This window comes from Phaeovulum molybdatiresistens (assembly GCF_023544865.1).
GTDB lineage: Bacteria > Pseudomonadota > Alphaproteobacteria > Rhodobacterales > Rhodobacteraceae > Pontitalea.
This window is the reverse complement of the sequence record NZ_JAMJFX010000017.1, coordinates 71,889-85,644: the sequence shown is the minus strand read 5'-3', so window position 1 is coordinate 85,644 and position 13,756 is coordinate 71,889. Positions and strand designations below refer to the sequence as shown.

Sequence of the window (13,756 nt, the reverse complement as noted above, 5' to 3'; positions counted from 1 at the left end):
GAGAAAACCGTCGCCAGTGCAGAGGCATGGCTCCTCATCGCCCACATCAGGCGCGTCACGAGGCTCATCGCAAGGGCATGACATCTTAAAGATAATTCCGAATCCGACTCTTAGGCCATGCCCGTCCCGCCCCCGTCAAGCGCGCCGCCCGCCGGGCCGCGCCCAACAAAACCCGGATGGCGACATATTCCCGCCCCAATGCGCTGCAAGACAAAATGCAGTCGCGCCTGGGGGAACACTATGGCTCTGATATCGCTGATGTCCTTCGACATGCTTGCGCTTGCGGTGCTGGCCGCAGCACTGGCGCTTGAGGCCCGCGCCGCGCGCCGGACGGCACAGCGTGCCCTTCGCTAAGCCCGCACCGTTACCCCCGGATCAGCACCGCCAGATCGGCCACATTTGTGCCGGTGGCCCCCGTCACCAGCAATGCCCCCCCCGCCGCCAGCGCGGGGTTCGAATCGTTACGCGCCAGCGCCGCCTGCGGATCGACACCCGCCCGCCGCATCGCCGCCAGCGACCCCGGCCCGACGATACCGCCCGCCGCCTCGGTCGGGCCGTCGCGCCCATCCGTGCCGCCCGACAGGAACAGCCAGCGGCCCGCGACCCCCGCCGCCTCGGCCGCCAGGGCCACGCGCAGCGCCAGTTCCTGGTTGCGCCCGCCCAGACCATCGCCGGTCACGCGCACCACCGTTTCGCCGCCAAAGACCAGCGCCTGACCGGGCGCCATATCCCCCAACAGCGCCACCAGACGCGGCGCCAGCGCGGCCACATCGCCCCCCAGCACGAAGGGCCCGGCCTCGGCCCCGGCGGCAACCATCGCCGCCAGCGAAATCGCATTGGCCCCGATCAGGCGGTTTTGCGCCCCAACCGGCGCGGCCACCGCAGGCTCGGGCGCGCCAAGATGGGCGCGCGCCGCAACCGGCAGACGATCCCAGATGCCAAAGGCGCGGCACAGATCCGCCGCTGCAGCGCGGCTGCCGATCGGTGCCACCGTCGGGCCCGAGGCGATCACCCGCAGATCATCGCCCGGCACATCCGACAAGATCAACGCGCTGATGGGCGCGGCGCAGGTCCGTAGCCAGCCCCCGCCCTTCAGCCGCGACAGATGCTGGCGCACCAGATTCATCTGGGTGATATCGGCCCCCGACAGCAACAAAAGGCGGCTGACCTCGGCCTTGTCCTCCAGGCTCAGCCCCGCCACCGGCGCCACCGCCAGCGCCGAGCCCCCGCCCGAAATCAGCGCCAGAACCCGGTCCCCCGGCCCCGCCGCCGCCAGCCGCGCAAGGATCGCCTGCCCCGCCGCCGCACTGCCCGCATCAGGCACCGGATGACCGCCCGCCAAGACCTCGGCCCCCGGAACCGGCCCGGCATTTTCGGGGTTCGTAACCACCAGCGCGGCCACCCCCTCGGGCAAGTGCCGCAGCGCGGCCCGCGCCATCGCGCCCGCCGCCTTGCCAAGCGCCAGCAGATGCCAGCGCCCTCCCGGGGCCGGACCGTCGGCCAGAACCGCCGCCATCGCCGCATCCACCGCCCGCGCGGGATCCGCCGCTGCCACCCCGGCCGCAAACAATTCCCGTGCCCGCGCCTCCAGCTCGCTTTCCAACACTGCCCTCCGCCTGTAAAAACTCTGCCCTTCGGCTTTGCCCAAATATCCTCGGGGGGCGGCGGCCCCGCAAGGGGGCGCCGGGGGGCAGACAGCCCCCCGCCCGGCCTCAGCCAAAGATGTCGGCGGTGATGCCGGCGTACCAGCCCAGGCTTTCCTCATAGGTGGTCCGGCGCAGCGCCGCATCCTCGCCTGTCTGGCTGATGAAGCTTTCGACGCTGGCGATCTTTTCCGCGGTCGGCTCATAGCTGGCACCGACTTTAACGCCATCCTCGGGCGCGATCAGCGACCAGCAGGTGTTGGAATATTTCGCCGGGAAGGCGCGCGATCCGGTCAGTTCCGCCCGGATCACCATCGCGGCGACCTTGGCCTGGCTATTGGCGGAAAAGGCCGATTTCGGCATGTCGCCCTGGGCGCTGGCATCGCCCAGCACAAAGACCGCCTCATCCAGGCGCGCGCGCATGTCGGCCGGATGCACCGGGGCCCAGTCGCCTTCGGTCACGCCGGCAATCTGCGCGATCGCGCCGGCCATCTGCGGCGGGATGACGTTGCAGACATCGACCTTTTCCACCACGCCATCGGCCACCACCTCCATCGTCGCGGGCCGCACCTCCAGCGCGGTGCCGCCCATGTCGGGGCCGATGCGGGTGATCATGCCGGGGTAATGTGTCTCCCACCCCTCTTCGAACAGCCCCTGCTTCGAGAAATTCTCTTTCGGATCAAAGACCAGGATCTTGGCGGTCGGGTTCACCTGGGTTAACAGATGCGCCACCATCGAGATCCTCTCATAAGGCCCGGGCGGGCAGCGATAGGGGTTGGGCGGGGCGATCATCGCGAAGGTGCCGCCTTCGGGCATCGCCTCGATCTGGGCGCGCAGCAGCTGCACCTGCGCGCCGCCCTTGTAGGCATGGGGCATGACCTCGGCATCGGCCAGGGTCCAGCCCGGCAGGGCGCCTTCCTTGAAGTCGATCCCCGGCGCGATCACCAGCCGGTCATAGGCCAGCGTCTCGCCCCCCGCGGTCGTGACCTGCCGCGCGGCCCGGTCCACCGCAACCGCGCGATCGCGCACCAGCGTGATGCCGTAATCCGCGGCCAGCCGGTCATAGCGATGGGCCAGGCTGTCGAAATCACGGAAGCCGCCCAGATAAAGGTTTGAAAAGAAACAGGTGTGATAGACCTCGGCGGGTTCGATCAGCACCACATCCAGCGCGCCCTGGCTGTCCTTGGCCAGATAGCGCGCGCAGGTCGCCCCCCCGGCCCCGCCGCCGATCACCACCACCCGCGGTTTGCCCTGGGCGCGCACCATCGGTGCGGCCAGGATGACCGTGCCGGCAGCCGCGCTGCCCAAAAAGTCGCGTCGCTTCATCTGCATCGGTGTTCCCTCCCCTGAACTGCGGCGTCACTCGCCCGACGTCGCGAAATAGGCGGCCAGTGCGGCAATCTCCTCATCCGACAGGCGCCCGGCCATCATCTGCATCACCGGATGCGGACGCAGCTTTCGCTTGTAAGCATGCATCGCGATGACGAAATCCTCAACAGGCCATTGCGTGATCGACGGAATCCCCTGATCGGACCCATCGCGGCGATGACAGGTCTGGCATTCGGCGGCCAGATATTCGCCCCAGGCCGGATCGCCCTGCAGCGCCAGCAGATCGGCGGGCAGATCCAGTTCCAGCCGCCGCGCGGTGGGGGCGGCTTCGGGAATGTCCTGGGGGCGGTCGGAATGGCTGCGCAGAAAGGCGATCAGATCGGCGCGATCCTGCGGATCCTTCAGCCCGCGATAGGCCATGCGCGTGCCCGACACCAGCGCCTTGGGATTTTCGACATAGGCATCCAGCGTGCCCCAATTCCAGGTCAGCCCGTCCGCGCCCATACGCGCCATGCTTTTGGAATAGGCAAAGCCCGCCACCGCCCCGGCCCGGCGGCCGAACAGGCCGGATAGCGGCGGGCCGATGCGGATGCGCGCGCCCGCGCCGATTTCATGGCAGCCCTTGCACTGGGTCCAGAAGCCCGCGCCCCGGTCGGCATCGCCAAAGGTTTCCGCCCGTGCGTCAGGCGGCACAAAAGCGTCCGCGCCCGCGGGGAGCGCGGGCGCGAAGATCAGGCCGGCGAGCAGGAGGAAGCCCCGCCAGCCCAAGGCTTACTCGGTGAACGTCGCCATATAGGCGATCAGTGCATCGATTTCGTCCTGCTTTTTCAGGCCCGCGAAGGACATCTTGTTCTTGGGAACAAAGCCCTTGGGGTCCTGCATGTAGGCGGCGATGTTTTCCGGCGTCCAGACCAGACCGCCTTCGCCCGCAGCCTGCATCGCGGCCGAGTATTTGTAGCCCTCGACCGTTGCAGCCGCGCGCCCGACGATGCCGTTCAGCACCGGGCCGGTGGCATTCTTGGCGCCGTCACCGACCTTGTGGCAGGCGGCGCATTTCTTGAACACCTTTTCCCCCGCCTCGATCAGCGCCGGATCGGCCGCGGCCACCGCGGTCGCGGCTTCGGCGGCTTCTTCAGCGGCGGCTTCCTCAGCCGGGGCCTCGGTCGCGGCAGGCTCGGCTGCGGCGGGCGCAGGTGCCGGTTCCGCGGCTTCGGCCGGGGCGTCATCATCGGGGTCGCCCGGCGTCACGTCCAGATTGGCCGCGTGCATTGTGATCTCGACCGTCTCCTTGCAGTTTTCCATGCAAGCTTCCTGCGAGAAGATCGGATATTCCGTCTCGGCCCGGTCATCCAGGATGAAGCCGTCCGCATTGGGCAGCACCACCTCGGTGAAGTTTTCCTTGGTCAGGACGAAATCGTCATCGACCAGATCGTTGGAATACAGAAGGTAGGCCACGATCGCATAGACCTGATCGGGGTCCAGCGACTGCGCGTTGCCGAACGGCATCGAGCGGTTCACATAGTCCCAGGCGGTCGACAGATGGGGCCAGTAAGACCCGATCGTCTTCAGCGGATCGTCATGGTCCAGCGTGCCCTGCCCGCCCGCAAGTTTCGGCCAGTTGTCCACGCCCTCGGCGAATTCGCCGTGGCAGACCGCGCAATGTTCGGAAAACACCTCTTCCCCGTCCAGAACCGAGCCCGAGCCTTCCGGCAGCCCCGTCCCATCGGGCGAGACATCCAGATCCCAGGCCGCGATCTCCTCGGGCAGGGCCGGACGGCCAAGGCCCAGCTTCTCGGCAAAGGCAGGGGCGGCCAGCGTGGTCAGAAGCGCCGTTCCGATCACCAGATTACGAAACTTCGACATTCTCTGCCTCCCCGTTCGCCTTGACCCACCAGGTCTGGATGCCGTTGTTGTGATAGACCGAATTCAGGCCACGGACTTCGCGCAGCTGGGTCTTGGTGGGCTGGACATAGCCCGTTTCGTCAATGGCGCGCGATTGCAGCAGCATTTCCGACCCGTCCCAGACATGGTCGAAATAGAACCGCGTCAGCGCCATGGATTGCCCCGGCGCGGCCAGGCGCGCCTGTTTCCACGTCTTGCCGCCATCCAGCGACACATCGACCCGCGTGATCGCACCACGGCCCGACCAGGCCAGACCCGTGATCACCAGCGGCCCCGGCCCGTGCTTGATCGGCATCTGCGGCGAGGGCGCGGTGATGACGGATTTCGCATCCATCACCCAGGTCCACTTGCGCGAGACGCCGTTGTCCAGCGTGTCGGTATATTTCGAGGTTTCCTCGCGGCTTTCCACGGCGTTTTCCGTGACCTCGATCCGGCGCAGCCACTTGACCCACATGTTGCCTTCCCAGCCCGGAACGACCAGGCGGACAGGATAGCCATGTTCCTTGCGCAGCGCCTCGCCATTGGCCTTGAAGGCGACCAGGCAGTCATCCAGCGCCTTTTCCAGCGGGATCGAGCGGCCGTTCGACGACGCATCCGCACCTTCGACATAGACCCACTTGCCTTCGGCCTTCACGCCGGCCTCTTCCAGCAGCGTGCGCAGGCTGACCCCGGTATATTCCATGTTGTGGATCATGCCGTGGGTGAACTGCGACCCGTTCAGCTGCGCGCCCGCCCATTCCATGCCGGAATTGGCCGCGCATTCGCAGAAATAGGTGCGGGTTTCACGCGGGAAACGCTCCAGATCCTCATAGGTGAAGACCAGCGGCTGATCGACCAGACCGTTGATCATCAGCCGGTAATCTTCCTTGCGCAGCTCGATCGCGCCCGAGTGGTGGCGTTCGAACGCGCAGCCCTGCGGGGTGATCGTGCCATCCAGCGCATGGATCGGCGTAAAGTTGATCGAGCTGATCGGGTCCGCCGTCAACCAGGACACGGTGCGGCGCACCACGTCATCTTCGTATTTGATCGGCAGACCGTATTTCACCGCGTCAACGCCATCACCAAGCCCCGAGGCCCAGGGCTGCACCTCGGTGATCAGCGGGTCGGGCCCTTCGGCACGCGCCGCGCCCGCCCCTGCCACCAGCGCGCCCGCGGCAGCGCCGGCACGCAGGAACCCGCGCCGACCCATGGCCAGCGCCGGGGCGTTCGAGCTTTCCTTCTCGTCCATCCTCATCTCCTTCATTTCCGTCCCTTGCGGGGGCATTCCCTGACCGCCGTCACGCACCGGTGACAACGACAGAGGTGTTCGGTTCCAGCTTCACGGTGCCGATCTTGCGGACATGGCTTTCGATCACATCCCAGATCTGCGGCCCTTCGGTCCCCTCATTGACCGAGGCCCAGCCCGCCACGACATAGTTGCGCGCCGGATCAATGGCCGAGCCATCCTTGAGCAGCGTCATGTTGGTGACCCGCTGGCCGATCGGCTTCGATACGTCGATGTGATAGCCCATGCCGCCGATGCGGACCATGTCGCCGCCCTGCTGGTAATAGGGGTCGGCGTTGAAGATGTTGTCGGCCACATCTTCCATGATCGTGTGGATCATCTCGCCCGACATTTCGGTGCGGTAGCACGCGCCATAGGTCATCGAGGTTGCGTTGTGGATGTCTTCGCGCGTGATCGCATCGCCCGGCAGCAGCGTGGTGCCCCAGCGCACGCCCGGGCTCATGGCGATTTCGGCGTCGCGTTCCGACAAGATCGCCTCGCAGATCAGATCGTCCCAGGTGCCGTTGAAATTGCCGCGCCGATACAGCAGGCTTTCGGTCTGGCCCACGACCTCTTCCAGGTCCGCCTTGAAGGGCGCGCGTTCGGCATCGATCAGCGCGGCCATGTCGGCATCAGGCGTGATCACATCCGAGAAGATCGGGATCAGCTTGTGGCGGAAGCCCATCATCCGGCCGTCGCGCACGTCCAGATCGACGCGGCTGACGAACTTGCCGTTGGACCCCGAGGCGATCAGGATCGTGTCGCCCACCAGCACCGGTTCGGGCACCGCGTCATGGGTGTGGCCGGTCAGGATGACGTCGATGCCCTTGACGCGCGACACCATCTTGCGGTCCACGTCAAAGCCGTTGTGCGACAGGCAGACCACCAGGTCGACGCCCTCGGCGCGGACCTCATCCACCACCTGCTGCATGCGTTCTTCGCGGATGCCAAAGCTGAAATCGGGGAACATCCACTTGGGGTTGGCGATCGGCATGTAGGGGAAGGCCTGGCCGATCACCGCGATGCGCACACCGCCGCGTTCAAAGATCTTGTAGGGTTCGAACGCCGGTTCGTCCCATTCCGCGTCAAAGATATTGGCGCCCAGGAAGGGGAACGGCAGGCTTTCGACGATTTCCTTCACCCGGTCCTGACCAAAGGTCCATTCCCAGTGCGAGGTCATCGCATCGGTGCCAAGCGCGTTCATGATGTTGACCATGTCCTGACCCTTGGTCATCAACGAGGTCATCGAGCCATGCCAGGTATCGCCGCCATCCAGCAACAGCGCCTCGGGGCGCGCGGCGCGGATCGCCTTGACCACGGTCGCGACCCGGTCCATGCCGCCCATCTTGCCGTAAGCCTTGGCCAGATCGGTGAAGTTTTCATAGGTCAGGGCATAGGCCTCGGGGGTGCCGGGCTGGATGTTGAACATCTTCAGGAAATCGGCGCCCACCACATGCGGCGGCACGCCCTTGGCCTCGCCCACGCCCAGGTTGATCTCGGGTTCGCGGAAATAGATCGGCTTGGCCTGCGCGTGGATATCGGTGATGTGGATCAGCGTCACATTGCCGAAATCGTCGAACTGCAGCAGCTGATCTTGCGTCAGCGCCTGTTGCGCCATCGCGCGCGACCAGCGCGACAGCCCCGAGGCGCCCAGGATCGTCGAGGCCGCAAGGCTTGCCTGAATAAATTCCCGCCGGGAAATCATCCCATCTCTCCTTCGCTGTAGCGCGGCCCGCGGGCGCGCCGGTTCATTCCGAAAATTGCCTAACGAATTCAGCTTGATGGCGTTCCATCAGATCGAAAAAGTTGAATATGTTGGAAAGCGAAACGCGGGGCATGGGTCCGCCATGCCCCGCGGCCTTAAGTCAGTGGCGAACGCCCGCCCCTTCGATATCCAGGCCCTGGCCGCGCGAGGCGACGTAAAGCTCCAGCTCGCGGAACTCCTGGCTGCCGGCGGCGAAGGTCTCGGCGCGGGTGTCGCGCACGCAGCCCACGAAACGCTGGTGGATCGACACCACGCCCGCATCCTTCAGGCGATACAGCGGAAAGGCGTTGATCTGGCCCTGGCTGAGGTGGTCGGCGCGGATGAAGTTGCCCCAGTTGTCCTCATGGCAATTGGCGCACGACATTTCCAGCTGGCCGAAGCGGGTGTAATACATCTCTTTCCCGCGTTCCCAGAATTCGGCCGCGGGGCCGTCGATGGCGACGTTCATCGGCATGCCGCGCGACTGCAGCGAGATGGCCAGGGTCATGTTCTTCATGTCCTGGCTGTTCCACTTCCAGGCCTCGGCGCCCATGCGGTTGGTGCGGCAGTCGTTGATGTAATCTTCCATCGACCACAACGCGCCGGCGGCATTCACCTTGGGCATGACGGCGCGCACGCCCTTCATGCTTTCCTCGATGTCGCCATGGCAATCCGCGCAGGACTTGTTTTCCGTGCCCTCGGCCACGGACCACTGATCCAGGCCCTGTTCCAGGAACACGAAATTCGGATTGTCGAAATCGTCCATCTGCATCTTGCGCGTGTCATCTTCGCGGAAGTGCCAGCCCGAATACAGCTCGGGCAGCGCGCCTTCCAGATGGGCGGGCGCCTCGGCGCGGGTCTTGATGGTGATTTCCTCATTCACGATCAGCGTGTCATCGACCGGTTCGGCCCATGCGGCGCCCGCGCCAATGGCAAGTGCGGCGGCGGCGGCGATCGTGGTGCGGCTGTAGCGCAGCGTCATTTCCCTTGATCCTCCCTGGGTATCTCCCGCGCCCGAAAACCGGACGCGGGGCTTTCCTGAGACCCGCGCTCCCTCACGCGGGAAGAGCCGTCGGCTCAGGCGACCTCGATCGACTTGGCGTCTTCGTAGACCGAGCCGTCATCGTCGTACCAGGTGAACTTGAATTCGCCCGAGGCGTCGACCTTGGCATCGAATTCGAAATAGGGGTTGGTCGACACGGCCGGCTCGATCGTGATGTCGATCACGTTCTGGCCGTTGAAGTCACAGGTGAAGCGGTTGATGATCGAGCGCGGGATGACGTTGCCGTCCTTGTCCTTGCGCTGCCCCGATTCCATCGGGTGCGAGATCAGGGTCTTGAGCGTGATCACCTCGCCGGCCGAAGCCTTCGAGGGCACTTTCACGCGCGGTTTGACGTTGTCTGCCATGATATCTCTCCTGGAATTCCGGGTCAGCCGCCGCAGCCGCCGATGGTGACCTTCACGTTGGCCGAGGCCTGAACGAAGCTGCCGTCAGCCATCTTGGCGACCGCGACCACGTCCTGGGTCTGCGACAGGCGGATACGGGTCGAGGCGGATTGCGAACCGGCGGCGGGGCCGAAGGTGAAGGTGGCCACGCCCGGCGTCGGGTTGCCGGCGGCGAAGATCGCGATGGCGACCGCGCCCGGCGCATTGACCGCGACCGGAACGGTGTTGCCGTTCTCGGCGATTTCGGGGGCGGTCAGGGTCAGCCCTTCGGTGCCCACGGCAGCCCCGCCGGTGAAGGCGGCGATCGCCTCTTCGGCGCCGGCGGCCATTGCGCGCATCGGCAGCATGGAAGCGGCCACACCGCCCAGCGCCAGCCCAAGCGCCCCACGTCTGGAAAATTTCATCGTCATCTCCTCTCGATGTCTTGCGCCGATCACTCTTTGAGCGTCAGCAGATAGGCGACCACATCCTCGATCTGCTGGGCAGACAGGATGGGCATCAGATCGGCAGGCGCTGCCTTGCCGGTGTAGGCGTCCCCCGGCCGGGTGAAAGGCCCGGTCTTGTACATGCCGGGCATGAACGTGCCCTCGAACGTGCGCTTGGCATCGACGACCAGACCGCGCAGCTGCGCTTCGGTCCAGCGGTCGGCGGCGCCGTCCAGCGCGGGGCCGATGTTGCCCTGGAAGGGCACATCCGGCATCGCGCCGATTTCATGGCAGGCAACGCAGTTGCCCAGCGCATTGGTCGTCATGATCTTGGCGCCCGAGGCCGGATCGCCCGGGGTGCCGGTGAGGGATTCGGCGATGGAGCCATCCTCGTCCCATTTCACTTCCATCGGGGCGACCTCGGCGGCCGTTGCACCTGCTGCGAGTGCGGCCGCAGCGGCGACCATCACGACGTGGCGTTTCATAGAAGACCTCCCTCTTCTTCCTTCGATTCTCATTTTGACGTGTGCGGCAAAAGATCGCAACCGAAAAATTCAAACATCTGCATATATGCAGCGCAGCAATGCGGATGCGGCACAGCCGCAGCCCCCACTACGGCGTGCCGCATCATTGCGAATTGACCTGGGATGCCAGGAATTTCTGGAAATTCTCGCCGCTTTCATAGCCGCGGTCCTTCACCCAGGTCAGCAACGCCCGCGTCGTGCCCTTGCCGAAGGCGCCGGGCATGGTGGCCACGGCGGCGCGCGCGGCCATCGTATCCTCGGGCACCTCTTGGGGCAGGAACATCATCGTAGGCGTGAACATCACACCCCATTTCATCGCCATGTCCTTTTCGGCGCGGGTGTCGCCATCGAAATCGGTCACCTCGACATCGCCGAACAGGTTCAGCTGGACGACAAAGTAATGATCCTCGATCAGCTGGGTGATCTCGGGGTCGGGAAAGACCTCTTCGTGCATCTTGGTGCAATAGATGCAGCCGCGCTGTTCAAAGATCACCAACAGGCGCTTGCCCTCGGCATTGGCCTCGGCCAGATCTTCGCGAAGGTCCTTGAAGGTGTCGCGCATCCAGGGCGTCTTGTGCAGCCCGTCATCGCCCAGTTCCGCCGCCCCCACAGGCACGGCAAGCGACAAGGCCAGCAGGGCCGCGGTGAACATCTGACGCATGGTTATTCCTCCCTCAACGCGGCTGTCAGCCAAGGCTGGTGATGCCCGGCATCCAGCGGATCATGAAATCTGCGATATAATTAAGCGATCCGGTCGCGATCAGCACCGCAAAGACGATCAGCATCGCCCCCATCACCTTTTCGACGTGCCCCAGTTTCGCCCGGTGGCGGTTCATGAAGGCCAGGAAGGGGCGCGCGAAAAAGGCCGCCAGCACGAAGGGCGCGGTCATCCCCACCCCGTAGAAAAACAGCAAGATCGCGCCGCGCGACACCTCGCCCATGCCCGAGGCGACCATCAGGATCGCCGCCAGCGCCGGCCCCACGCAGGGCGTCCAGCCAAAGCCGAAAGCCAGCCCCATGACATAGGCCCCGATCACGTTTGAGGGATCGGTCTTCGCTTCCAGCCGCGCTTCGCGATACAGGAAGGGGATCCGCAGGATGCCCAGAAAATGCAGACCGAACAAAAACAGGATGGCCGCCGCGACATAGGACAGCGGTTCCATCCACTGCCGGAAGGCCTGACCCAATGCGGTGGCGCCCATGCCCATCAGCATGAAGATCGTCGTCACGCCCAGCGCAAAGGCCACCGCCGAAAACACCAGCCGGCGCTGCGCGCCCGGCGCGATCTGGCCGTTGCCGCGCAATTCGGTCATGGAAATCCCGCCCATGTAGGACAGATAGAACGGCACCATCGGCAGGATACAGGGGGTCAGGAACGAAAGGATGCCCGCCAGAAGCGCGCCACCATAGGTCGGATCGATCAGCATGTTTCCTCCACCCGGGATCGATTCCTTGATCGAGACCCTCAAACACATTACAATCTTTATATGTTAAAGGGGGTGCGTCAATGATGCGCATTGCAATTCGAACAATTCTGATGTGTGCGCTGGCCGCCACCCCCCTGCCCGCGCTGGCCGAAGGCTTTCGGCTGCTGATGGTGGAACAGGCCGGCTGCGTGCATTGCCGGATGTGGAAAAACGACATCGGCCCGATCTATCCCAAGACCCCCGAAGGTGCGCTCGCACCGCTGGAAATGGTGCAGCTGCGCGGCGACTGGCCCGAAGGCGTGGTAATCGGCGCGCGCCCGGTCTTTACCCCCACGTTCCTGCTGCTGAAGGACAATGTCGAGGTCGCCCGGATCGAGGGCTATCCGGGTGAGGATTTCTTTTGGGGGCTTCTGGGCATGGCGTTGCGCGACAACGGCGCGGCGCTGCCCGCGATACAATGATGTCCCGCGCAATCACACGCGCGTGACACTCGATTCTTCCAAAGGCCCATGCTAAGGGCTGCACACTGCGCCACCAGCGCATGAACACAGGGAAGGACGGGCGGTGCAGGACATGGCACCAGACGGACAGAACAGACCGGTCGGACCGGCCCCGCCGATGGCGGATCGCTGCATGCGGCTTGATGCCGAAGAGCTGATCGGCCGCGCCCAGGATGCAGCCAACCTGCTGAAGGCACTGGCCCATGAAGGGCGGCTGATGATCATGTGCCACCTGACCTCGGGCGAGAAATCGGTGACCGAGCTTGAGACCTTGTTGGATTCGCGGCAGGCCGCGGTCAGCCAGCAACTGGCCCGGTTGCGGCTGGAAGGGCTGGTCAGCTGTCGGCGCGAGGGCAAGGCGATCTATTATTCGCTCAGCGATCCGAAGGCCGCGCGCATCGTCGCACTGGTCTATGACATGTTCTGCGGCGCGGACTGACGCAAGGTGCGGATGCCGCCACGGCGGCGCCGCCCGAAGGGAGAGTGGACGGATGAACGACATCCCGATGGATGCGCTGTCGGCGCTTGTGGGGCTGATCGGCGGGCTGGTGCTGGGCCTGGCGGCGCGGCTGGGTGATTTCTGCACGCTGGGCGCGCTGGAACGCGCGGCCTATGGCGCGGATCAGCGCCGCTTGCGGCTGTGGGGGGTGGTGCTGGCGGTGGCGATCGGCGGTGCCTTCCTGGCCGAGGCGGCAGGCCTGGCCGACCTGACCGCAACCTTCTACCTGACGCTGGAATGGAACCCGCTGGCCTCAATCGTGGGGGGGCTGATGTTCGGCTATGGCATGGCGATGGCGGGCAATTGCGGCTTTGGCGCGCTGGTGCGCTTTGGCGGGGGCGATCTGCGCAGCCTGGTGATCGTGGTGGTGATGGGCATCTTCGCCTTTGTCACCCTGTCGGGGCCGCTGGGGCCGCTGCGCAGCTTCCTGTTCGAACAGATCGAAGTCCCCGAACCGCAGGGCATCGCGCATTGGCTGGCCGCCCAGACGGGCCTTGCGCCGATCACCTTCGCGCTGCCGGTGGCGGCGGGCTTTCTGATCTGGGCGCTGGCCCATGCCCCCCTGCGCCGCGACACGCGCCGCATTGCCTGGGGCGTGGCGGCGGGGCTGGCGGTGGTCTGGTGCCTGGTGGGCACCAGCTTTGTCTGGCGCGAATCGCTGGGCGCCGTGGGGGTTGAGGCGCCGTCCTTCACCGCGCCGCTGGGCCGCACGATCCTGTATTTCATGACCTCGACCGCCGGCGGCATCACCTTTTCGGTGGGCATGGTCGCGGGCGTTCTGGCCGGGGCCTTTTCGGGGTCGCTGATGCGCGGGATGTTCCGCTGGGAGGCCTGCGAAGACCCGCGCGAGCTGGGCCGTCAGGTGTCGGGGGCCGCACTTATGGGCATTGGCGGCACCATCGCGCTTGGCTGTTCGGTGGGTCAGGGCGTTTCGGCGATGTCGGTGCTGGCCTTTTCCGCCCCCGTGACGCTGGGCGCGATCATTGTGGGCGGGCTGATCGGGCTGCGCCAGCTGATCGGCGGCTTCCAACCGGAATAGGCCGCGGGCCCGCG

Annotated in this window: 15 protein-coding genes; 3 read left to right on the top strand and 12 right to left on the bottom strand. The window is 65.5% G+C overall.

All coding sequences use genetic code 11. The features are described 5' to 3' along the window. Positions 1-364 precede the first annotated feature (364 nt). The 12 genes from MXB90_RS12375 to MXB90_RS12320 all read right to left on the bottom strand — a co-directional run bounded on the left by MXB90_RS12375 (position 365) and on the right by MXB90_RS12320 (position 11,704). Positions 365-1,603: a glycerate kinase type-2 family protein gene (locus tag MXB90_RS12375; protein WP_250045361.1), complete on the bottom strand. Its 1,239-nt coding sequence runs from the start codon at positions 1,601-1,603 to the stop codon at positions 365-367. A gap of 109 nt (positions 1,604-1,712) precedes the next feature. Beyond that, positions 1,713-2,975, bottom strand: coding sequence for an NAD(P)/FAD-dependent oxidoreductase (locus tag MXB90_RS12370; RefSeq protein ID WP_250045359.1), 1,263 nt, complete (start codon positions 2,973-2,975; stop codon positions 1,713-1,715). A 27-nt stretch (positions 2,976-3,002) separates the two neighbouring features. Further along, positions 3,003-3,665, bottom strand: coding sequence for a c-type cytochrome (locus MXB90_RS12365; RefSeq protein ID WP_250045358.1), 663 nt, complete (start codon positions 3,663-3,665; stop codon positions 3,003-3,005). 78 nt (positions 3,666-3,743) lie between these two features. Beyond that, positions 3,744-4,835, bottom strand: coding sequence for a c-type cytochrome (locus tag MXB90_RS12360; protein ID WP_250045356.1), 1,092 nt, complete (start codon positions 4,833-4,835; stop codon positions 3,744-3,746). Next, positions 4,819-6,102 (bottom strand): sulfite dehydrogenase, encoded by a 1,284-nt coding sequence (gene soxC, locus MXB90_RS12355; protein WP_462982300.1) that lies wholly within the window; start codon positions 6,100-6,102, stop codon positions 4,819-4,821. The genes MXB90_RS12360 and soxC overlap by 17 nt, the downstream gene beginning before the upstream one ends. 49 nt (positions 6,103-6,151) lie before the next feature. Next, on the bottom strand, positions 6,152-7,843 hold the full coding sequence (soxB, locus tag MXB90_RS12350) for a thiosulfohydrolase SoxB (RefSeq protein ID WP_250045354.1): 1,692 nt from the start codon (positions 7,841-7,843) through the stop codon (positions 6,152-6,154). Between the two features lie 160 nt (positions 7,844-8,003). Next, positions 8,004-8,864 (bottom strand): sulfur oxidation c-type cytochrome SoxA, encoded by an 861-nt coding sequence (gene soxA / locus MXB90_RS12345; protein WP_250045352.1) that lies wholly within the window; start codon positions 8,862-8,864, stop codon positions 8,004-8,006. A gap of 95 nt (positions 8,865-8,959) precedes the next feature. Continuing rightward, positions 8,960-9,289, bottom strand: a complete 330-nt coding sequence (gene soxZ, locus MXB90_RS12340) for a thiosulfate oxidation carrier complex protein SoxZ (protein WP_250045343.1) — start codon at positions 9,287-9,289, stop codon at positions 8,960-8,962. A gap of 23 nt (positions 9,290-9,312) precedes the next feature. Continuing rightward, the gene (soxY, locus tag MXB90_RS12335) at positions 9,313-9,732 is read right to left on the bottom strand and encodes a thiosulfate oxidation carrier protein SoxY (RefSeq protein WP_250045341.1); all 420 of its coding nucleotides are present in this window, start codon (positions 9,730-9,732) and stop codon (positions 9,313-9,315) included. Between the two features lie 29 nt (positions 9,733-9,761). Next, positions 9,762-10,238 (bottom strand): sulfur oxidation c-type cytochrome SoxX, encoded by a 477-nt coding sequence (gene soxX / locus MXB90_RS12330; RefSeq protein WP_250045339.1) that lies wholly within the window; start codon positions 10,236-10,238, stop codon positions 9,762-9,764. Between the two features lie 142 nt (positions 10,239-10,380). After that, positions 10,381-10,938, bottom strand: coding sequence for a SoxW family protein (locus MXB90_RS12325; protein ID WP_250045337.1), 558 nt, complete (start codon positions 10,936-10,938; stop codon positions 10,381-10,383). Positions 10,939-10,963: 25 nt separating this feature from the next. Further along, positions 10,964-11,704, bottom strand: coding sequence for a cytochrome c biogenesis CcdA family protein (locus tag MXB90_RS12320; RefSeq protein WP_462982299.1), 741 nt, complete (start codon positions 11,702-11,704; stop codon positions 10,964-10,966). Between the two features lie 80 nt (positions 11,705-11,784). Between MXB90_RS12320 and MXB90_RS12315 the strand changes: the two genes are divergently transcribed. The 3 genes from MXB90_RS12315 to MXB90_RS12305 all read left to right on the top strand — a co-directional run bounded on the left by MXB90_RS12315 (position 11,785) and on the right by MXB90_RS12305 (position 13,742). After that, a complete protein-coding gene (locus tag MXB90_RS12315) occupies positions 11,785-12,165 on the top strand; it encodes a thioredoxin family protein (protein WP_349665906.1) in 381 nt (126 codons plus the stop codon). A gap of 157 nt (positions 12,166-12,322) precedes the next feature. Next, complete coding sequence (locus tag MXB90_RS12310) at positions 12,323-12,643, top strand: ArsR/SmtB family transcription factor (protein ID WP_250045336.1); 321 nt, start codon at positions 12,323-12,325, stop codon at positions 12,641-12,643. A 52-nt stretch (positions 12,644-12,695) separates the two neighbouring features. Further along, entirely contained in the window at positions 12,696-13,742 is a 1,047-nt protein-coding gene (locus MXB90_RS12305) for a YeeE/YedE family protein (protein ID WP_250045315.1), read from the top strand. Positions 13,743-13,756: the final 14 nt, after the last annotated feature.